Source organism: Tessaracoccus lubricantis, from assembly GCF_039544535.1.
Lineage (GTDB): Bacteria > Actinomycetota > Actinomycetes > Propionibacteriales > Propionibacteriaceae > Arachnia > Arachnia lubricantis.
Genome location: NZ_BAABLV010000005.1, coordinates 1 through 21339 on the forward strand (window position 1 = coordinate 1; position 21339 = coordinate 21339).

Sequence of the window (21339 nt, forward strand, 5' to 3'; positions counted from 1 at the left end):
TGGATTACGAGACCCCTGCTGAGAAACTGGCCAAACTAGTTGGTGTTGCACCCACCGATTGAATCCGCCCGCCGAGAAACACATCCTAAGGCGTCCGTGACCCCATCCAATTGCTCACGGAATCGACGGCGGGCCGGGGGGCCGGAGGGCGGAAGCCCGTCAGGAGTTGAACTTGTTCTGGGTGACCGTGAGGCCCTCGCGCACGAGGGTCTCGACGGCGTCGCCGGCCACTGCGGCGTCGACGCGCATCGCGTCCAGGTCCTTGGGCTTCAGCTTGGCCAGCACGTAGTCGGCGGCGGCCTGGCGGCCCGGCGGGCGGCCGATGCCGACCCGCACGCGGTAGAAGTCGCCCGTGCCCAGGTGTTGGCGCATGGACTTGAGCCCGTTGTGCCCGTTGTCCCCGCCGCCGAGCTTCACGCGCAAGCGGCCGGGGTCGAGGTCCAGCTCGTCGTGGATGGCGATCACGTGGTCGGGCTCGATCTTGTGGAACGACGCGATGGCCTTGACCGCCACGCCGGACAGGTTCATGAACGTCGTGGGCCGCGCCAGGACCAGCTTCACCGGCTGCGGGCCGGGCAGCGTCACCGTCGCGACCTCCGCCCTCTGACGCGAGTTGAGGGAAAACGAGGAGCCGTGGCGGTCCGCCAGGTCCGCCACGGCCCAGAACCCGACGTTGTGCCGGGTGATCTCGTAGGCCGGGCCCGGATTGCCGAGCCCGACCACGAGATAGGTGGAGTTGGTCACTCTGCCGCTTCGTCGCCCTCGGCGGCCTCAGCGGCCTCGCCCTCGGCACCCTCGGAGGCTTCGGTCTCGGCCTCGACGATCGGGGCGTTGACGGACAGGACGAGGGTGTCGGCCTCGGCGACCGCCTCGACGCCCTCGGGGAGCTTCACGTCGGAAACCAGCACCTGGTCGCCGATGACGAGACCGTCGAGGGAAACCTCGAGCTCGGTCGGGATGTCGGTGGCGGGCGCCAGGACGGTCAGCGAGACGAGGTCGTGGTTGACCAGCGAGCCGCGCTCGGCCTCGCCGGTCAGCAGGAGCTGGACGTCGACCTGCACCTTCTCGCCGGCCTTCACCAGGAGGAGGTCGACGTGCTCGATGACGGGACGGATCGGGTCACGCTGGATCTGCTTCACGAGGGCCAGCACGGGCTTCTTGCCCCCGTCGACGGTGATCTCGAGGAGCGCGTTGGCGGTACGCAGCGCGAGGAAGGTCTCCTGCGCGGGCAGGGCGAGGTGCACGGGGTCGGTGCCGTGGCCGTAGAGGACGGCGGGGGTGGCGCCCTCGCGGCGCAGGCGGCGCGAGGCGCCCTTGCCGAATTCGGTGCGGGTGGAAGCGGAAAGCTTGGCGTCAGCGGCCATGGGGTGAACTCCTCAAGCTCGAGAGATGGATGGTGCGCATGCAGGCGCCGAGCGAGAAGCGAGCTAGTCGATCACGGATCCGTGGGGATCCCTCGCCAGGCAACCCCGTCAGCTTACCCCAGCGCGCCCGGCGCCGGAAATCGTGGCCGGGTGGACGGTGAGCAGGTTCCAGTCGGCCTCGAACAGGTCCGCGAACGTCCTCATCGGCGCGACGCCCACCTCCCGCGCGACCTTGCGGAAGGCGCCGGGCGCCAGTGGCAACCTCACGTACACGAGACGCAGCAGCGCGGACGCGACCCGGTCACCTGCGCGCGCGAGGCGCCCCTCGCCCCGGACCAGGCCGAGCCGACCGACCTGCTCCACCTGGGGGCGGGTCAGGGCGAAGGGCACGGGGTAGACGAGCGGCACGCCCTCTGCACGCGCCGAGGGGCCCGGCATCGCCAGCGGTCGCACACCCCTCTCGGGGCGCACACCCGAGTACTTCGGCGAGGACCCTGTGCTCAGCGGCGTGATGGGCGCGGCTGCGGTGCGCGGTCTCGAGGATGGCAACCCCGGCAAGGGCGTCATCTCGAACCCGAAGCACTTCGTCACCAACGAGCAGGAGCTCGACCGTCAGGCCAGCTCGTCGAACCTCGACGAGCGCACCCTGCAGGAGCTCTACGTGCTCCCCTACGAGATCGCCGTGCGCGAGAGCGACCCGGACAGCGTGATGTGCTCCTACAACCAGATCAACGGGGTCTGGGCGTGTGAGAACCCGATCATGAACGACGACCTCAGGAGCGCATCGGCTTCAAGGGCTACGTCATGAGCGACTTCGGCGCGGTGCACTCCACCGCGGACGCGCTCAACGCCGGCCTCGACCAGGAGCTCAACCGCCCCATCTGGTTCACCCCTCAACGTCTCGACGCAGCGCTGGGCGCCGGCGAGATCACCCAGGAGGCCATCGACGAGGCCGCGTTCCGCGTCGTGCGTGCGTACATCAACGTGGGCCTGTTCGACAACCCGGTGCCGCAGCCCCCGATCACGGGGGTCTCGACGGCCGAGCACAAGGCGGTCGCCCGGGAACTCGCCGAGCAGAGCACCGTCCTGCTCAAGAACGACGGTGGCACCCTCCCGCTCGACGGGGCGCCCACCATCGCCATCATCGGCCCGACGGCGTCCGTCACCCCCACGGGGACGGTCAGCGCCAAGACGGCCTGCGCCGCCAACGGCTTCCGCGGCAACGCGGTGCTCAACTGTGACGCGATCGTCGACCCACTCACCGCGATCACCGAGCGTGCCGTGGCAGCTGGTGCCACCGTCGTGTTCGACAACGGAGCAGACCCGGCCCAGGCCGCCGCAGTGGCGGCCGAGGCCGATGTCGCCGTCGTCTTCGGGCACCTCGGCATGGGCGAGTTCTCCGACATCAACGACCTCAACCTCGATCACGGCGGCGACGCCCTCATCGAGGCCGTGTCCGGTGCTGCGCAGGCGACGATCGTGGTACTGAACTCGGGCACCGCCGTGGTCATGCCGTGGCTCGAGGACGTCGACGCGGTGCTGCAGGCCTGGTACGGCGGCGAGCAGTTCGGCCCGGCCCTGGCCGGGATCCTGTTCGGCGACGTCAACCCGTCGGGCAAGCTGCCGATGTCGTTCCCGAAGTCGCTGGCCGACACGCCCACCTCGACGCCGGAACAGTACCCGGGCATCTTCTCCGACGGCACGACGCAGCGCACGGTCGCCGGTGAGATCCGTCAGGTCAACTACACCGAGGGCCTCAAGGTGGGCTACCGCTGGTACGAGGCGAGGGCATCGACCCCCTGTACGCCTTCGGCCACGGCCTGTCCTACACCTCGTTCGAGTACTCGAAGGTGAACGTCACCCCGAAGAACACCGACGGCAGCAAGGCCATCCGGGTGAGCTTCCGGCTGACGAACACCGGCGACGTCCCCGGCACCGAGGTGGCCCAGGTCTACGCCGAGCTGCCCTCGGCCGCCGACCTCCCGTCGAAGCGGCTCGTGGGTTGGGAGCGCGTGACGCTGCAGCCCGGAGAGCACCGCAACGTCACCGTCGAACTGACCCCCCGGCAGCTGCGTGAGCGCCACCTTCTCGACGTCTGGGACGAGGGGGCCAGCGAGTGGGTCACCCCGAAGGGTCAGGTGTCGTTCATGGTGGGCGGGGCTTCCGACGCCGTGTCCCTTGGCGTGACTACAACGCTCAACTGAGCGTGAGGGGGCGAGCATGGATCTGGATGCAACGCATGCACGCCCCCTGTTGAACCGTTACAAATTCGTTGCACGAAATGCTGGACACGCTTCGTGGATCGGTCTACAGTTCTCAGTAGACCGATCCACAAAGCTCGACGAAGAGGTGTGAACATGGCCGCACTGAACGCGGTGACCATCGCAGACGTGGCACAGCACGCCGGAGTCTCCCGCGCTGCTGTCTCGAAGGTGATCCGCAACGCGTACGGCGTCAGCGACGCCATGCGCACCAAGGTGCAGGCCGCCATCGAGGAGCTCGGCTACCGGCCCAGCGTCACGGCGCGGGCCATGCGTGGGCGCAGTTACACCATCGGGATCGAGGTGCCCACCACGGTCAACGCGTTCCTCGACGACGTGATCGAGGGGGCCACGGCGGCCCTCGCCGGAACCCCCTACAAGATCGTCATCGCGCCAGCCGGCCCGGACTACAGCTTCGGGCCAGAGGCGATCCAGGTCCTGGCAGACCGACAGGTCGACGGCATCCTCGCAGTCTCCCCCGCCGTCGACCCCGAATGGCTCGAGGACCTCGGGAGCCACATCCCCCTGGTGCTGTTGGGCCGCCACGACCAGTCGGTCAACTACGACACGATCGTCGACGACGACGCGTTGGGCACTCGGCTCGTGCTGGAGCACCTGCACGGGCTCGGCCACCGAGACATCGCTCACCTGACGATCGAACCGGCGGCCGAGAAGCACATGCGCCACGCACCCCACGCCATTCGCGCCACCACCTACCGGGAGTGGATGGCGGAGGCGGGGCTGGAGCAGCACATCCGCGTGCTCCACATCTCCCCCACGGAGGGCGCCGCCCATGAGCGGACGCTGCAACTCCTGGACGACCCGAAACGCCCCACCGCCATCTACGCCGGCCACGACGAGCTGGCGATGGGCGTCCTGAGCGCCGCAACAGAGCGCGGGCTGACCCCGGAGGACCTCTCCGTGGTCGGGTACGACGACACCCGGATCGCCGCACACCCGCTCATCTCCCTGACCAGCGTGCACCAGGCGGGCGAACGCATCGGTTCGCTCGCCATGGGCCTGATCCTCGAGCGGCTCGACGGCCGCACCGAACCCACCCATGAGGTGATCATTCCCGAGCTCCGGGCCCGCAGGTCGACCACGGCAGCCGCCGTCGTCTGACCACATCCACCCACCGGTCCCCTGAGGGGACCAGACCAGAAGGAAACAACGAAGTGTCCTCATTCCGCACCGGCCGAAAGGCCCTCATCACCGGCATCGCCGGCGTGCTCTCCCTGACCGCGTGCTCGGTAGGCTCCCTCGGCAGCAGCGATCCGTCGTCCCCCTCAGCGGCAGGCGACGGCGAGGCCGTCGAGATCACCATGCTGATCGACAACTCCGCCCACACCACGGCCACCGGCCAGGCCATGGCCGACGCCTTCAACGAGTCCCAGGACGACGTCGTGGTCAAGGTCGAGACGCGCCCCGAGGGCGCGGAGGCCGACAACCTGGTCAAGACCCGGCTCGCCACCGGGGAGATGACCGACATCTTCCAGTACAACTCCGGCTCGCTGCTCGCGGCGCTGGACCCGGCGAAGAACATGGTCCCGCTTACCGACGAGCCCTTCCTCGAGAACATCGATGAAACGTTCCAGACCGCGGTCACCTTCAACGACCAGACCTACGGCGTGCCGTTCGGGCAGGCCATGGCCGGGGGCATCCTCTACAACAAGAAGGTCTACGCCGACCTGGGCCTCGAGGTGCCCAAGACCTGGGACGACTTCATGGCCAACAACGCCGCCATCAAGGAGGCCGGGATCGATCCGGTCCTCCAGTCCTACGGTGAAACCTGGACGTCCCAGCTGTTCGTGCTGGCCGACTTCCACAACGTGACCGCCGAACAGCCCGACTGGGCCGAGAAGTACACCGCCAACCAGGCCAAGTACTCGGAGGAGCCAGCCCTCAAGGGCTTCCAGCGCCTGCAGGAGGTCTACGACGCCGGCTACTTCAACAAGGACTTCGCCTCCATCCAGATGCCGCAGGCCCTGCAATACCTGGTCGAGGGCAAGGGCGCGCACTACCCCATGCTGACCTTCGCGGTGCCCGGCTACGTGGAACTCGCCGAGGACGCCGCCGAGAACATCGGCTTCTTCGCCCAGCCAGGCGACGACGCGGAGAACTACGGCCTCACCGTCTGGACACCGGCCGCGCTCGTCATCCCCACCACCACGGAGGGCGAGAAGCTCGAGGCCGCGAAGAAGTTCCTCGCCTACGTGGCCACCCCCGAGGCCTCCGATGCGCAAACCGCTGCAGTGGACCCGACGGGCCCCTACATGGTGAAGGGCTCCACGCTTCCCGACGGACTTCCCGCCGCGGTGCAGGACCTCCAGGCGTACTTCGACGAGGGCAACACCAGCCCTGCGCTCGAGTTCCTGTCCCCCATCAAGGGCCCCAACCTCGAGAAGATCACCGTCGAGGTGGGCTCCGGCATCGCCACCGCCGAGGAGGGCGCCGCCCGCTACGACGAGGACGTCAAGAAGCAGGCGCAGCAGCTCGGTCTCGAGGGCTGGTGACCTGCGGGCGGTGGCGGGGCTCCGGCCGCGCCACCGCCCCCGCGCCCATCTCCACCTGCACCCCAAGGAATCGACGATGACCTCCACCATCAGCGCGCCGAGCGTGCCACCCATTCCGGATGAAGCCACGGCCCCAAGCCCCCGGCGTCGAGTGCGCCACATGGACAGGACCTACCCCATGTGGTTCTACCTCCCCGGCGGCGTGATCTACTTCGTGCTCTTCATCATCCCCACGCTCGTCTCGTTCTATTTCGCGTTCACACGCTGGACGCTGTTCGAGTCGTTCTTCGTGGGCTTCGAGAACTTCGTGATGTTCTTCGAGGAGCCGGGCCTGATCGGTTCGCTCTGGAACACCCTCATCTACGGCTTCGTCACCTCCGCCGCCAAGGTGGTGCTCGGCATGGCGTTGGCCGTCGTCCTGTCCGCCCCCATCATCGCCCGCGGCTACCTGCGCTCCGTCACCTTCTTCCCGGTGCTGCTCAGCTCCGTGGGAGTCGGCCTCACGTTCCAGATCCTCCTCGATCCGTTCAACGGGCTGGTGAACAAGGTGATCAGCGGCATCACCGGCAGCGACGGGCCCGGTTGGCTGACCAACCCCGACCTCGCGCTGCTCAGTGTGGCGGGCATCGACGTGTGGAAGGGCCTCGGCCTGGCCACGCTGATCTACATCGCGGGCATAGCCGCGATCCCCAACGAGTACTTCGAGGCCGCGCGCGTCGATGGAGCCACCTCCTGGCAGGTGTTCCGCAGCATCATCCTGCCGCTGTCATTCCCCGCCACCTCGACCGTCATCCTCCTGTCCCTCATCGGCGGCCTGCGCTCATTCGACCTCATCTGGACCACGACGCAGGGTGGCCCGGGCTTCGCCTCAGATGTCATCGCGTCGGTCATCTACAAGCAGTACCAGGCCGGCTTCTACGGCCTGTCCACGGCCGGCAACGTCATCCTCTTCATCGTGGTGACGGCCATCATCTACCCGCTGTCACGCTGGATGAACTCCAAGGAGACTGACCTGTGAACGCGATGCGCACCCCCACCCGGTGGATCGTCGGAATCGTCGGCATCGTCGTCACCACGGTCCTGTTCCTGGTCCCCTTCGCGTTCGTGTTCACCACCGCCGCGAAGTCGCCACAGGAGGCCGCCCGCCTCGAGTTCTCGTGGCCCGAGCAGTTCCAGCTGGCCAGCAACGTCGTCGAGGTCTTCCAGGCACGCGACTACATGCTGATCATCGCCTTCATCAACTCGACGATCCTGACGGTGGCCAGCGTCGCCCTGATGGTGCTGTTCGGGTCGATGATCGCCTACGTGCTGTCCAGGCGGGCCAGCCGCTGGAACGGGCTCATCAACGGCTTGGTGCTGGCAGGCCTCATCATCCCGCCGGCGGTCGTGCCGACGATCTGGGTGATGCAGACGCTGGGCCTCTTCAAGACGTTGCCCGGCCTGATCCTCATCGAGGTCGCCTTCGGCCTGTCGTTCACCGTCCTGATGATGCGAGCGTTCGTCTCCACCATCCCACGCGAGATCGACGAGGCCGCAGTCGTCGACGGCGCCGGCCCCGTGCGGCTCTTCTTCAGCGTGATCCTGCCGCTGCTGAAGCCCGTGATCGTCACGATCATCGTGGTGCAGTCGATCTTCGTGTTCAACGACTTCCAGAACCCGCTCTACTTCCTCCCCGGCGACTCCAATGCGACGGTGCAGCTGACGCTGTTCAACTTCCGCAGCCAGTTCGTCACGGACTACAACCTGCTGTTCACCAACATCCTGGTGATCACCGTGCCGATGCTCGTCCTCTACATCCTCTTCCAGCGCCACATCGTCGCCGGCATGACCGCCGGCGCCGTCAAGGGCTGAATCACCCACCTGAAAGGTGCACCATGCCTCACGTGGCTGACGCGCCCCGCCTCGAGTACGGACTCGACGGCGGTGCCGTCCCCATCGCCCGCCCCCGGCTGTCCTGGCGCTCCCGCGCCGAGGAGCCCGACTGGCAGCAGTCCGCAGCGGAGATCCGTCTCGACCTGGACGGCGAGGAACACCTCGCGCGGGTCGACGGCGACGCCAGCGTCTTCGTCGCCTGGCCCTTCGCGGACCTCACGCCGCGAGCACGAGGCACGGTGCGGGTGCGCACCGAAGGTGCCAGCGGGTGGTCCGACTGGAGCCAGCCGGCCCCGTTGATTGCCACGTTCTTGGGATCGGGCGAATGGCAGGCACACTTCATCGGGCTGCAGGAGCCCTCGGCGGAGGCCCAGCCGGCGCAGTTGCGCCGCGAGTTCGAGGTAGGCTCCGGGCTTCGGCGCGCCACGCTCTACGCCACCGCCCACGGGGTCTACCAGGCGTTCGTCAACGGTTCGGCCGTCGACGACCAGCACATGAAACCCGGCTGGACTCCGTACCAGTACCGGCTGGTGCACGAGACAACGGACGTGACGGCGCTTCTCGAGGAGGGCCGCAACGCGCTGGGGATCGCGCTGGCCGGCGGCTGGTACACCGAGCACTACGGGTTCCAGGGCCAGGCCCGGCCCTTCTACGGGACCCAGCCCGCCGTCGCCGGCCAGTTGTTGCTGGAGTATGCAGACGGCACCCATGACTGGGTTGTCACCGACGCCTCGTGGCGCGCAGCCGGAGACGGGCCGTGGCTCACCGCCGGGCTCTACCGGGGCGAGCGGTTCGACGCCAGCCGGCTCCAGTCCGCTTGGGACCGGCCGGGGTTCGACGATTCGGCCTGGCGCTCCGTCGCGTTGGCGGATCCGGGCCCCGTGCCCAGCCCTCGCACGTCGCCCTCGGTACGGGTGACCCAGGTGCTGCCCGTCCGCGAGGTGCTCACCTCGCCCTCCGGCAAGGTCCTGCTCGATTTCGGGCAGAACCTGGTGGGCCGGCTTCGCATCCGCGTGGTTGGCGAGGCGGGCAGCACCGTGATCCTGCGCCACGCCGAGGTCCTCGAGAACGGGGAGCTGGGCACCCGCCCGCTGCGCGTGGCCGCCGCCACGGATGCGTACACGCTCTCCGGCGTGGGCGAGGAGGTCTGGGCGCCGTCCTTCACGTTCCACGGCTTCAGGTACGCCCAGGTCGATGGCTGGCCCGGTGACTTCGATCCGGAGGCGGTGGTCGCCGAGGTGATCGGCTCCGACATGCGCCGCACCGGTTGGTTCGAGTGCTCCGACGCCATGGTCAACCGGCTGCACGAGAACGTCGTGTGGAGCATGCGCGGCAACTTCCTGTACCTGCCCACGGACTGCCCCCAGCGCGACGAGCGGCTGGGCTGGACCGGAGACATCCAGATCTTCGGCCCGACGGCGGCCTTTCTCCACGATTCGGACTCCTTCCTGTCCTCCTGGCTGGTGGATCTGGCGCTGGAGCAGGAGCAGACCGGCGGCAGCGTGGGCTTCACCGTCCCGGACGTACTCGACTCGGGGCGGATTCCGACGGCCGCCTGGGGCGACGCGGCGACGGTGTTGCCGTGGCTGCTGCACGAGCGTTTCGGCGACCGCGCCACCCTGGCCCGCCAGTACCCCTCGATGAAGGGGTGGACCGACCACATCCTCGGCCTCGCCGGCGAGCGGCACCTGTGGGAGGGCATGTACCAGTGGGGCGACTGGGTGGACCCAGACGCCCCCGCCGACGACCCGGCCCGGGCCAAGACCGACCCCGACCTGGTGGCCAGCGCCTTCCTGTTCCTGTCCGCGACCCTCACCGCGAAGGCGGCCGGCGAACTCGGGTTCGACGCGGACGCGTCGCGCTACCGGGCCGCCGCCGAGCGGGTCCGCGACGCGTGGCTGGCCGAGTTCGTCACCCCCGCCGGCCGCATCCTCTCCGACGCCCAGACGGCGTATGCGCTGGCCTTGGAGTTCGGCATCGCCACCCCGGAACTGGCCGCGGGGTTCGGCAGGCGGCTCGCCGAGCTGGTGCGTCGCGACGGGTACCGGATCAGCACGGGCTTCGTCGGCACCCCGCTGGTGACGCACGCGCTGACCAGCACCGGTCACACCGCTGCCGCGGCCCGCATGCTGCTGCAGACGGAGTGCCCCTCCTGGCTCTACTCGGTCACGATGGGCGCGACGACGGTGTGGGAACGCTGGGACTCGATGCTGCCGGACGGTTCCATCAACCCCGGGGAGATGACCTCCTTCAACCACTACGCCCTCGGCTCCGTGGCCGACTGGCTGCATCGCGTCGTCGCTGGTCTGGGCCCCGCCGAGCCCGCCTACCGAACCGTCAGGGTGGCGCCGGTGCCCATCCCGGGTCTCGAGCACGCCGCCGCCCGCTTCGACGGGCCGTACGGCGAGATCCGGGTGGGTTGGCGTCGGGAGGGTGGCTCCGTCGTGGTGACTGCCACCATCCCTGCCAACTCGCGGGCCGAGGTGACGCTCCCCGGCCGCGACGCCTTCGAGGTCGCCTCCGGCACGCACACCTGGACGATCGACGACCCCGAGCCCGGGCGCGACACCGCAGCCATCACGATGGACACCCCGCTCTCCGCGGTGATCGACGACCCAGCCGCCTACGCCGCCGTCGTGGCGGCGTTCGACTCCGTCGATCCGGCCGTCGGGCAGGACTTCCGCCGGCGCACCCGTTGGGTTGCCAACCAACCCCTCGCCAGCACGACCCGGCTGGTGTCGACCACGGTGGTCAGCGCCTTGGAGACCAAGCTCGACGAGCTCAACGCAGGGCGCGGGGTGCGTTGACGTGCCCGCATCACCTTGGCTCGACCCACAACGGCCGCTTGAGGAGCGCGTGGCAGCACTGCTCTGCGATCTCGACGACGCCGACCGGCAGGCAGTCGCCCTCGGCGACTTCACCGCCCTGACGTCGCGGGGGATCCCGGAGCCCCACTACGTGGATGCCGGCACAGGCCTGCGCGGCGTCGAGTCGGCCACCGCCTTCCCTGCGGGGATCGCGCTGGCGGCCAGCTTCGACGAGGAACTGGCCCATGCCTACGGCGCGGCGGTCGGCGAGGAGGCCCGGCGCGCGGGGTTCACCGTCGTCCTGGGCCCGACGGTGGACCTTGCCCGCGACCCAGTCGGCGGCCGTGTCGGCGAGGCCCTCGGAGAGGACCCGCACCTGGCGGGCACCTTGGGCGCAGCCCACGTGCGGGGCCTGCAGAGTCGCCATGTCGTGGCCCAGGTGAAGCACTTCGTGGCCTACAACGGTGAGAAGCGTCGCACGGGTCACGGCCTGGAAACCGAACGCGGCGACTCCGTGGACGTCGAGGCGTCCCGGTCACTGCTGCACGATGTCTACCTGAGGCCGTTCGAGGCTGCAGTGCGCGCAGGTGCGTGGTCGATGATGGGTTCCTACAACCGGCTCGGCGGCCGTTACGTCTGCGAGTCGCCTGAGATGCTCAGCCTCCCCCGGCGGCTCTGGGGGTGGCGCGGGTTCTACTGCCCGGACTTCATCTTCGCCGTGCGCGACCCGATGAAGGCTCTCCAGGCCGGACTTGACCTCGGCGCGCTCGGCGGGGACGGCGGGCGCACGCCCGACATGGTCGCCTCCGCGGGGCCCACCGTCCTCCACGACGCAGTCGCCAACGTTGCACGCGCGATGATCGGCGCCGGGCTCGTGGAGCATCCGCCCCAGCCACCCAGCCAGCCGTCGTCGGAGGCGCACCGTGAGCTCGCGTTCCGGGCCGCGGTTGGCGGCTCCGTGCTGCTGCGCAACGCCGATGGCCTGCTGCCGTTGTCACCCGACCAGCGCGTCGCATTGATCGGGCCTTCGCATGACGGCGCCTTCCTCGTCGGGGGTGGGGCCGCGTCGGTGTCGCTGACGCCCGAGCGCATCACCTCACCGCGCGATGCGATCGCCGCCAGGGCAGCCGGTGTGGCGGTCGTCGACGGCTCGCTGGGCGACGTGCCGCTGCCCACAGTGCCCGCGTCAGCCTTCACCGTTCCAGACGGTTCCGGGCCGGGCGTGGAGGTGGACTTCACCGACGGCAGGACCACGTGGCGCGAAGTGCTTCCTCGGATCGACCACGCGTCGGACCCCTCAGACCCGGGCGCCGCTTGGCCCCGCGCATGGCGCACGCTGATCACCGCTGCCGCGACGGGTGAGCACCGGCTGAGCCTCACGCTGGGGGGCTCGGCCCGCGTCCGGCTCGACGGCGTCGAGATCATGGCCGGCGCGCGTGAGGCGGAACAGTTCATCAGCGGCCCGCACTACCCGATGCAGGCGATAGTCCACCTGAGCGCCGGCGCGCCTGGCCTCCTCGAGATCGACTACGAGCCCGGGCCGGCGATCTCGATCCCGCCTATGGGACTGGGCCCGACGCTGCGGTTGGGCTGGCAGCAGCCCGACGGCCGCCTCGAGGAGGCGCAGCGAGCCGCCGCCGAGGCCGACGTCGCCGTGGTGTTCGTGACGGTGGCCGCAGGCGAGGGCATGGACCGCGACGGCCTGTCCTTGCCAGGGGACCAGGACGACCTCGTCCGCAGGGTGGCTGGAGCCAATCCCCTCACGCTCGTGGTGCTCAACACCCCTGGCGCCGTTGAGTTCGACTGGGCCGATGAGGTGGCCGCGATCCTGCAGGTCTGGTACCCCGGCGAACGTTACGGCGAGGCCTTGGCCGCGATGCTCTACGGCGACGAGGAGCCGGGCGGCCGCCTGCCGCTCACCTTCCCCCACCGTCGCGCGCACCTCCCTGGGGAACGGCGTGCCGGGTGCGCCCCGGAAAGGGTCGACTACGACGCGGACGGCGGCATCGGCTACCGCTCGCCCGGCATCGCCGAACACGGTGCCCGTTTCCCGTTCGGTCACGGCCTCGGGTACTCCCCCACGGTCGTGGACGTTGACGCGCACACGCACGGCGACGGATCCGTCCAGCTAGGGGTCACCGTGACCAACGCGGGCAGCCGGGACACCACCCATGTCGTCCAGGTCTACGCCCACCTGGAGGGCGAGGCCACGCGCGAACTGGTGGCATTCCGTCGCGTGCCCGTGGCGGTCGGATCATCGGCCAGCACAGTGCTGACGGTGCATCCCACCGACCTTGCGCGCTGGAATCCGGAGACCGGCGCGCGCGTCCCCGTCGCGGGTCGGCACTCCCTCCACGTGGCGCGGGACTCAGCTGACGAGGGCGTACGCGTGCCGATGACCATCATGGGCTGAGTCGGCGGGGTGAAACGCTTCACGCGATGGATAGCATGGGCGGATGGAGAAGATGACGAAGGGCGGCTCCGTGGTCGGCATCAAGGACGTCGCACGCGCGGCGGGCGTATCCGTCGGCACGGTCTCCAACGTCATGAACCGCCCCGATGTCGTGTCGCCCAGCAGTCGCGAGAAGGTCCAGAAGGCCATCGAGGAGCTCGGCTACGTACCCAACGACGCGGCCCGGCAACTGAAGGCCGGCACCAGCCGCGCCGTCGGCCTGGTGGTCGTCGACACCCAGAACCCGTTCTACGGGACCATCGCCCTGGAGGCCGAGGAGGCCGCCGAGGAGCGTGGGCTGGGTCTCTTCATCGCCAACTCCCACCGTCGCCAGGCCAAGGAGCAGTTCTACCTCTCCCAGTTCGAGCAGCAGCGCGCCCGCGGGGTGCTGGTGACCCCCGTCTCGGCGGACCTCGACGTGCAGCGGAGCGTGGCCAATCGCGGCACCCGGGTGGTCCTCGTCGACGCCGTCGAACCGGACGACGACTTCTGCGCAGTCGCCGCCGACGACTTCCACGGCGGCTACCTGGCCGTCAAGCACCTGCTCGACCTGGGCCGTCGCCGCATCACCGTCCTCGGCGGTCCCGAGCACTTCCGGCAGGTGGGCCACCGACTCGCCGGCGCGCGACAGGCCGCCACCGAGGCGGACGACGTCGACCTCGAATACCTCGCGCCGCCGGAGATGAGCATCATGGCCGGGCGCGACGCTGCCCTCGAGATCGCCGCGCGGGAAAACAGGCCCGACGCGATCTTCGCCATGAACGACCTGCTCGCCATCGGCGTCCTGCAGGCCTTGGTCATGATGCGGTCCCTCCGGGTGCCGGAGGACATCGCCCTGATCGGCTACGACGACATCGACTTCTGCGAGGACGCCGTGGTGCCCATCTCGTCCATCCGGCAGCCCAGCGCGCAGATGGGCCGCACCGCCGTCGAGCTGCTCGACGACGAGATCACCGAGGGCGAGGACCACACCCACCGTTGGGTGCTGCTGAAGCCGGAGTTGGTCGCACGACGCTCGACGAGGGGCGCCACCGCAACCGACGCCTGACCACGCGGGCTTGGCCACTGAGGCCGACCCCGCGCGATCGACACACCGTCCCTTGACTACCCCACGCATTCTTTGTACCGTTTCAATTGAAACGTCTCAATGATCAGAACCGCAAGGAGGCGGCGCATGTTCGACGACAACGTCAGCGCCCAACTGGCCGCGCAGGCCATCGAGGTCCCGTCGTGGGCCTACGGAAATTCCGGCACCCGCTTCAGGGTCTTCGGCACCCCGGGCACCCCGCGCGACGTGCACGAGAAGCTCGCCGACGCGGCCCAGGTGCACCAGTACACCGGCCTCGCACCCCGGGTGTCGCTCCACTACCCCTGGGACAAGGTCGACGACTGGAAGGGCCTGGTCGAGTACGCCCGCGAGCTGGGCGTCGGCATCGGCACCATCAACTCCAACACGTTCCAGGACGACGAGTACAAGTTCGGCAGCCTGGCCCACCACGACTCCGGCGTGCGCCGCCGCGCCGTCGAGCACCACCTCGAGTGCATCGAGTTGATGGACCAGACCGGGTCGCAGGACCTCAAGATCTGGCTGGCCGACGGCACGAACTACCCGGGCCAGGGAGACCTGCGTCGCCGCCAGGACTGGCTGGCGGAGTCCCTCGGCGAGATCTACTCCCACATCGGCGAGCACCAGCGTCTCGTGCTGGAGTACAAGTTCTTCGAGCCGGCGTTCTACCACACCGACGTGCCGGACTGGGGCACCTCCTACGCCCACGTCTCCGCGCTCGGCGAGCGCGCCGTCGTGTGCCTCGACACCGGCCATCACGCGCCCGGCACGAACATCGAGTTCATCGTCGCGCAGCTGCTACGCCTCGGGAAGTTGGGCTCCTTCGACTTCAACTCGCGCTTCTACGCCGACGACGACCTCATCGTCGGCGCGGCAGATCCGTTCCAGCTCTTCCGCATCCTGTGGGAGGTCCGCCGCGGTGGTGGCCTCGACGCGGACAGCGGCGTGGTCTTCATGCTGGACCAGTGCCACAACATCGAGGACAAGATCCCCGGGCAGATCCGCTCCGTCCTCAACGTGCAGGAGATGACGGCGCGCACCCTCCTCGTCGACGCCGCCGCACTCGAGGCCGCGCAGGAGGCCGGCGACGTGCTGGGCGCGAACGCCGTGTTCATGGACGCGTTCTACACCGACGTCCGCCCGGCCCTGGCGCAGTGGCGCGAGTCCCGCGGGCTCCCGGCGGACCCGATGCGCGCGTTCGCCGAGAGCGGCTACCTCGCGGGGATCGCAGCGGAGCGGGTGGGCGGCGCGCAGTCGAGCTGGGGCGCCTGACGCCATGGCCTCGGTCATCGCGGTCGACCTCGGGGCCACCAGCGGCCGGGTCATCCTCACCACCGTCGGTGAGCGCCTCACGCTGACCGAGGTGCACCGCTTCTCCACGGCCGCGCGGCGCACCGACCAGGGCCTCCGGCTCGACGTCGTGGCCCTGTTCGACGAGGTCCAGGAGGGCCTGGGGCTGGCCATGGCCGCCGCCGACGGCGACGTCGCCGCCGTGGGAATCGACTGCTGGTCGGTGGACTACGCCCTCCTCGGCGAGGACGGCCTGCTGGACCTGCCGTACAACTACCGCGACGACCGCACCACGGCCGGCCGCGCCGTCGTGGAGGCGGTGATCCCGCACGCGGAGCTCTACACCCACTCGGGGCTCCAGGACGTCGTGTTCAACACCGTCAACCAGCTGGGGCACGACCTGACGACGGGGCGCCTCGAGCACGCCACCACCCTGCTGATGCTGCCCGACCTCCTCGGATACTGGCTCACCGGCAGGGCCGTGGCGGAGCGCACCAACGCGTCGAGCACCGCGCTGCTCGACCCCCGCACCGGCCAATGGGACTGGACGGTGATCGACAGGCTCGGCCTGCCGCGCCGGATCTTCCCCCAGATCGTCGAACCGGGCACCGTGCTGGGCGACATCACCGTCGGCCCTGCCGCCGGTGTACCGCTGGTTGCGGTCGGTTCCCACGACACCGCCTCCGCCGTCGTGGGGGCGCCCCTCCGGGATGAGGGCGACGTCTTCATCTCGTCGGGCACCTGGTCGCTGGTCGGCATGGAACTGCCGGCGCCGGTGCTGACCGAGGAGTCACGGCTGGCCAACTTCACCAACGAGGGCGGGGTCGACGGCACGACGCGCTACCTCAAGAACGTGATGGGCCTGTGGCTGGTCTCCGAGGCCATCCGCCACTGGGAGACGGAGGGGCACCGCCACACGGCGCCCGCGCTCGCCGCAGCGGCGCGCCGCGTGGCCGACGCGCCGGTCTTCGACGTCAACCACCCCACCCTGCTGGCACCCGGCGACATGCCCGGGCGCGTCCGCACCCTCGTCGACGACGACCGCCTCGCCGACCCCACCTTCTTCACCCGCTGCGTGCTCGAGTCGCTCGCGGCGGCCTACGCCGACACCGTCGCCCAACTCGCCCAGCTCACGGGACGCCGCCCACGCCGCGTCGTCATCGTCGGCGGCGGCTCGGCCAACGCACTGCTCAACCAACTCACCGCCGACCGCACCCGGCTACCGGTGGTGGCCGGCCCCGTCGAGGCCACCGCCATCGGCAACTCGCTCATCCAGGCCCGCGCCGCGGGCCTGCTGCACGGCTCCCTCACCGACCTGCGAAAGATCGTGACGATGTCCACGGACCTCACCTCCTACACCCCCTCCCCCGAACGCCCGTCGGGCCTGCTGCGCGAGATCGTGTCGCTCTCCAACGAGTTCGGCGCGGACCCCGCCTTCACCAGGGCAGGCGGCGGCAACTCCTCGGTCAAGGCCGACGGGGTCCTGTGGATCAAGCCCAGCGGGGTGTCCATGGCCACGCTGACGGCCGACGACCTGGTGCCGCTCGCCGTCGACACCCTCACCGCCGCGCTGTCGGCGCCAGACCCCGACCCTGCCCTGGGCGACCCCGTCAACCACCTGGCGAGCCTCGCCAGGCTCGACGACGGGCCGCGCCGCCCGTCGGTCGAGATCCTGTTCCACGCCCTCATCGACGACACCTTCGTGCTGCACACGCACCCGCTGCTGATCAACGCGGTCACGTGCAACGCCGACGGCGTCGAACTCACGCGGCGGCTGTTCGGCGACGAAGTGCTCTGGGTGCCCTACGTCGACCCCGGCCTGCCACTGGCCCGCGAGGTCGCCCGGTGCCGCGACGAGTTCACGGCCCGCACGGGCCGGGCCGCCCCGAAGGTCACCTTCCTGATGAACCACGGCCTGATCGTCTCCGGTGATGATCCGGAGCAGATCCGCCGCGACAGCCACCGCGTGCTGCGCCGCATCCAGCAGGCGGTGTCGGCTGCCGACGGCGGGCTCCATGCGGTGGGCGAGGCGTTCCGCGCGGCGGTGGGCGCCGAGTTCACGGCGTTCGACCAGAGCGAGGTCTCCGTCGAGTTCCCCCTGAGCGAGGCCGGCGCCCGGTTCCTGCAGGAGGGGCCGCTCATCCCCGACCAGATCGTCTACGCGGGTTCCTTCCCCGTGGTGCTGCACCCCGGCGACGACGCGGCCGAGGCCGTGCGCCGCCACCGGGCCCGGCACGGGGTCGACCCGGTCGTCGCCGTGGTCCCGGGCGTGGGCGTGGTCGCCGTCGGGCCGGATGAGAAGCAGGCCCGCACCGCGCTCGAGGTGTACGTGGACGCCTTGACGGTGGGGCAGGCGGCCACGGCGCTGGGCAGGGTCCGCGCCCTGGACGAGCGGGAACGCCGCTTCATCGAGGAGTGGGAGGCCGAGGCCTACCGGAAGCAGGTCGCCTCCGAGTAGGCCCCGGCCGCGCGTCACTCGGCCGCCAGCGCCTCCGTCGGCGGGGCGCTCGCCGCCTTCTGACCGGGCAGCAGCGAGGCCAGCACCGCCGCCACGAGGCACACCCCGATCAGGCCTGCCGTGTAGAGCCCGTCTATCGAGAAGTGCAGCTCCACGTTCTCGCCGGGGATCATCAGCAGCGCCGACGACACCCCCAACCAGCCGAAGAACATCCCGGCCACCAGGCCCACCAGCACGCCGACACCGACCAGCGCCAGCGCCTCCACCAACAGCATCCACCGCAGCCCCGAGCGCTGCATGCCGAGCGCCCGCAGCAACGCCGACTCCCGCTGCCGCTCGATCACCGACAGCCCCAGCGTGTTGCTCACGCCGACGAGAGCGATGACCACCGCGACGCCCAACAGGCCCGTCAGCACGATCAGCATCACGTCGAGCACCTGGTTGAGCACCAGGATGGCGCCCGCGCCCGACATGCCGAAGTCGGCGTCGGGGACGGTCTCGAGCACCTTGACCACCTGGTTGATGGCGGTCACGTCGCCGCGGTCCTGCAGCGTGATCCAGATCTCGCGCTCGACGGCGTCCCCGCCGAGCAGCCCGAAGGTCTCGGTCGACACCGAGGCCTGGTCGTAGCGCAGGCCGTCACCGGTGCGCACCTTCAGGGTGAGGTCGCCGCTGGTGCCAGGCAGCGTGACGCTGTCGCGCCCCTGCGCGATCATGCTGTCGGGCGCCACGAGGATCTCACCGTCGCGGGGCGCGGCGTCCTCCGGGATGCGCTTGCCCAGTTCACGCAGCAGGCCGTTCTGGTCGAAGACCACCACGCCCTCCTCCGTCAGCTTGGACGGGACCTTCCGCACCCCGGCCACGCCGTCCATGCCCTCGAGCCGGTCGATGAGGTCAGCCGGGACCTCGTCGCGGAACGACACGGAGAAGTCGACGGGGTACGTGGCGTAGATGGATTCGCTGCCGGAGGTGCGGGCGGTGGCCAGCGCCACCTGCAGCGTCACGATGAGCCCGACGGCCAGCATCAGCGCGGTGGCGGTGGCGGCCGCGCGCTTCGGGTTGCGGGCGGCGTTGGTGAACGCGAGCCGCGCCGTCGGCCCGGTACGGCCGAAGGCCGCGCCCAGCAGGCGCAGCAGCGGCGGCACGAAGAACGGCGCCGCGCCGAGCACCGCCACCGTCAGGAAGGCACCGGAACCGACTGCCCACAGCACGCTGAGGTCCGTGTTGACGCGGCTCATCACGAACAGCAGGGCGCCGATGACGCCGGCGAGGGCCACGAGGATGATGCGCACGAGGCCGGCCCGGCGGGCCTGGGCCGCCGTCGGCACCACCTGCAGCGCCTCGAGCGGCTTGACCCTCGACGCCACCACCGCGGGCGCGATGGCGGAGATCATCGTGGCCGCGACACCGGCGGCGAACGCCAGCGCGAGTTCTCCCCACGCCACGTCGAGGCCCCAGTGGAGCGACCCGGTGATGGAGCCGCCGATGAGCGCCACGCCGAAGCCCAACGCGATGCCGAGCAGCGAGCCGATGACCCCCAGCAGGAACGACTCGACGATGACGCGCCCCATCACCTGCCCGGGCGACGCACCGACGGCGCGCAGCAGGCCCACCTGGCGGCGGCGCTGGGCCACGAGGATGGTGAACGTGTTCGCGATCGTGATCATGCCCACCAGCAGCGCCACCACGCCGAAGGTCTGCAGGAGGTACTTGAAGACGTCGAAGTCGTTGGTGAGGTGGTCCAGCGCCTTCTGCCGCTGGTCTGCCGCGGTGGTCACCGTGACCTGCGGGTCCAGTTCCCTGGCCGAGGCCGACACGGCGGCGAGGGCGTCGACGGTGGACGCGCCGTCGTCGAGCAGCACCGCGTACTCACCGGTCGACCAGTCCTCGCCCACCTGCACGTAGCCGATGGCGGACCACAGCGACTTGGGGTCGTCGGTGGCACCCACCACCGTCAGGCTGTTCTCCCCGCTGTTGTCGGGGGAGAGCGAGTCGCCGACGTTCGCGGCGAGCGCGTCGAGGCCGGCCCTCGACAGGACGATCTCGCGGTTGGTGGCGGGCCAGCGGCCGTCGACCAGCTCAGACCATTGGAGGTCCTCCGGCGGCACGGCGTACAGCTGGCTCAGCGTGGAACGGTCGCCGTTGTTGAGGATCAGGGGCTGGGCGTAGGGCACCTGGTGGACGCCGCGGACGCCCTCGACGGCACTGATGGTGTCTGCCAGGTCGGGCACCTCGGCGCCCTGGGTGGAGATGTAGAGGTCGGCGTTGGCCAGCGGCAGGGACGAGGCCTTGCCGAGCGCCGACTGCTCGGAGTTCACGAACACCGAGATGGCGGCGATGAACCCGACGCTGATCGCGATGGCGATGAGCGTGGCCACGAAGCGGCCGGGGTGGAGCCTCAGCTCAGAGACGGCCTGGCGCCACATCAGGCGGCCGCCTGCTGCAGGAAGGCGCTGACGCCCTCGGCGGTGGGATTCTCGATGTCGGCGACGATGTGGCCGTCGAGCAGCATCAGGGCGCGGTCGGCATAGGAGGCGGCGCGGGCGTCGTGGGTGACCATGATGATGGTCTGGCCGTGCTCCTTCGAGCAGACCTGGAGGTACTCGAGCAGGGCGGTGCCGGTCTTGAGGTCGAGCGCGCCGGTGGGTTCGTCGGCGAAGATCACCTCGGGCCGGGTGACCATGGCGCGGGCGATGGCGACGCGCTGCTGCTGGCCGCCGGACAGCTGCGACGGGCGGTGCGTGAGCCGGTCGGTGAGCCCGAGCGAGCCCACCACCTGCTGGAAGAACTGCCGATCCACCTTCTTGCCGGCCAACTCCAGCGGCAGGAGGATGTTCTGCTCGGCCGTGAGGGTGGGCAACAGGTTGAAGCTCTGGAACACGAAGCCGATCTTGTCGCGGCGGATGCGGGTGACCGCCTTCTCCGGGAGTCGTGCCAGGTCGTCGCTGCCGACGAGCACCGAGCCCGCCGTCGGCCGGTCGAGCCCGGCCATGCAGTGCATCAGGGTCGACTTGCCGGAACCGGAGGGGCCCATGATCGCCGTGAACGAGCCGGGGCGGATCGCCACGGAGACGTCGTTGACGGCGACCACCTGCCGGTCGCCGGAGCCGTAGACCTTGGTGAGGTGCTGGGCGCCGCACGCCGGGAGCAGGGTGGGCTGGGTGTGGGTCATGTCAATCCTTCCTGGTGGTTCGTCGATCAACCTATTGAGCCGGCACGGCACCAGGCATCAGCCCCACGTGCCAGATCCTCCGCC

The 21339-nt window shown here is 69.9% G+C and carries 17 protein-coding genes; 12 read left to right on the top strand and 5 right to left on the bottom strand.

Going from position 1 to position 21339, the window contains the following annotated elements; genetic code table 11:
* Window positions 1-159: 159 nt before the first annotated feature.
* The 3 genes from pth to ABEA30_RS00820 form a co-directional block, all read right to left on the bottom strand.
* The gene (pth, locus tag ABEA30_RS00810; protein ID WP_345577552.1) at window positions 160-744 is read right to left on the bottom strand and encodes an aminoacyl-tRNA hydrolase; all 585 of its coding nucleotides are present in this window, start codon (window positions 742-744) and stop codon (window positions 160-162) included.
* Window positions 741-1364, bottom strand: coding sequence for a 50S ribosomal protein L25/general stress protein Ctc (locus ABEA30_RS00815; protein ID WP_345577554.1), 624 nt, complete (start codon window positions 1362-1364; stop codon window positions 741-743). The genes pth and ABEA30_RS00815 overlap by 4 nt, the downstream gene beginning before the upstream one ends.
* 108 nt (window positions 1365-1472) lie before the next feature.
* On the bottom strand, window positions 1473-1835 hold the full coding sequence (locus tag ABEA30_RS00820) for a hypothetical protein (protein ID WP_345577557.1): 363 nt from the start codon (window positions 1833-1835) through the stop codon (window positions 1473-1475).
* 25 nt (window positions 1836-1860) lie between these two features.
* On the opposite strand from ABEA30_RS00820, the gene ABEA30_RS00825 reads away from it, so the two are divergent.
* The 12 genes from ABEA30_RS00825 (at window position 1861) to ABEA30_RS00880 (ending at window position 18083) form a co-directional block, all read left to right on the top strand.
* A complete protein-coding gene (locus tag ABEA30_RS00825) occupies window positions 1861-2172 on the top strand; it encodes a glycoside hydrolase family 3 N-terminal domain-containing protein (RefSeq protein ID WP_345577560.1) in 312 nt (103 codons plus the stop codon).
* Window positions 2169-3218 carry a glycoside hydrolase family 3 protein gene (locus ABEA30_RS00830; protein WP_345577563.1) on the top strand — a complete coding sequence of 350 codons (1050 nt, stop codon included), beginning with the start codon at window positions 2169-2171 and terminating at the stop codon, window positions 3216-3218. Before ABEA30_RS00825 ends, ABEA30_RS00830 begins: the two co-directional genes overlap by 4 nt.
* A complete protein-coding gene (locus ABEA30_RS00835; protein ID WP_345577566.1) occupies window positions 3215-3568 on the top strand; it encodes a fibronectin type III-like domain-contianing protein in 354 nt (117 codons plus the stop codon). The genes ABEA30_RS00830 and ABEA30_RS00835 overlap by 4 nt, the downstream gene beginning before the upstream one ends.
* A gap of 153 nt (window positions 3569-3721) precedes the next feature.
* Complete coding sequence (locus ABEA30_RS00840) at window positions 3722-4747, top strand: LacI family DNA-binding transcriptional regulator (RefSeq protein ID WP_345577569.1); 1026 nt, start codon at window positions 3722-3724, stop codon at window positions 4745-4747.
* 53 nt (window positions 4748-4800) lie between these two features.
* The gene (locus ABEA30_RS00845) at window positions 4801-6138 is read left to right on the top strand and encodes an ABC transporter substrate-binding protein (protein WP_345577572.1); all 1338 of its coding nucleotides are present in this window, start codon (window positions 4801-4803) and stop codon (window positions 6136-6138) included.
* Window positions 6139-6298: 160 nt separating this feature from the next.
* A complete protein-coding gene (locus ABEA30_RS00850) occupies window positions 6299-7156 on the top strand; it encodes a carbohydrate ABC transporter permease (protein ID WP_345577575.1) in 858 nt (285 codons plus the stop codon).
* A 5-nt stretch (window positions 7157-7161) separates the two neighbouring features.
* Window positions 7162-7989, top strand: a complete 828-nt coding sequence (locus ABEA30_RS00855) for a carbohydrate ABC transporter permease (protein ID WP_345578034.1) — start codon at window positions 7162-7164, stop codon at window positions 7987-7989.
* A gap of 32 nt (window positions 7990-8021) precedes the next feature.
* Window positions 8022-10817, top strand: a complete 2796-nt coding sequence (locus ABEA30_RS00860; RefSeq protein WP_345577578.1) for a family 78 glycoside hydrolase catalytic domain — start codon at window positions 8022-8024, stop codon at window positions 10815-10817.
* Between the two features lie 49 nt (window positions 10818-10866).
* The gene (locus tag ABEA30_RS00865) at window positions 10867-13230 is read left to right on the top strand and encodes a beta-glucosidase family protein (protein WP_345577581.1); all 2364 of its coding nucleotides are present in this window, start codon (window positions 10867-10869) and stop codon (window positions 13228-13230) included.
* Between the two features lie 43 nt (window positions 13231-13273).
* On the top strand, window positions 13274-14317 hold the full coding sequence (locus ABEA30_RS00870; protein WP_345577588.1) for a LacI family DNA-binding transcriptional regulator: 1044 nt from the start codon (window positions 13274-13276) through the stop codon (window positions 14315-14317).
* 126 nt (window positions 14318-14443) lie between these two features.
* Window positions 14444-15607: an L-rhamnose isomerase gene (rhaI, locus tag ABEA30_RS00875; RefSeq protein WP_345577591.1), complete on the top strand. Its 1164-nt coding sequence runs from the start codon at window positions 14444-14446 to the stop codon at window positions 15605-15607.
* A gap of 4 nt (window positions 15608-15611) precedes the next feature.
* Window positions 15612-18083 carry an FGGY-family carbohydrate kinase gene (locus ABEA30_RS00880; RefSeq protein WP_345577594.1) on the top strand — a complete coding sequence of 824 codons (2472 nt, stop codon included), beginning with the start codon at window positions 15612-15614 and terminating at the stop codon, window positions 18081-18083.
* 14 nt (window positions 18084-18097) lie between these two features.
* Here the strand turns inward: ABEA30_RS00880 and ABEA30_RS00885 are convergent, their stop codons facing one another.
* Window positions 18098-20509: an ABC transporter permease gene (locus ABEA30_RS00885; protein ID WP_345577595.1), complete on the bottom strand. Its 2412-nt coding sequence runs from the start codon at window positions 20507-20509 to the stop codon at window positions 18098-18100.
* Window positions 20509-21255 (bottom strand): ABC transporter ATP-binding protein, encoded by a 747-nt coding sequence (locus tag ABEA30_RS00890; protein WP_345577598.1) that lies wholly within the window; start codon window positions 21253-21255, stop codon window positions 20509-20511. Before ABEA30_RS00890 ends, ABEA30_RS00885 begins: the two co-directional genes overlap by 1 nt.
* Window positions 21256-21339: the final 84 nt, after the last annotated feature.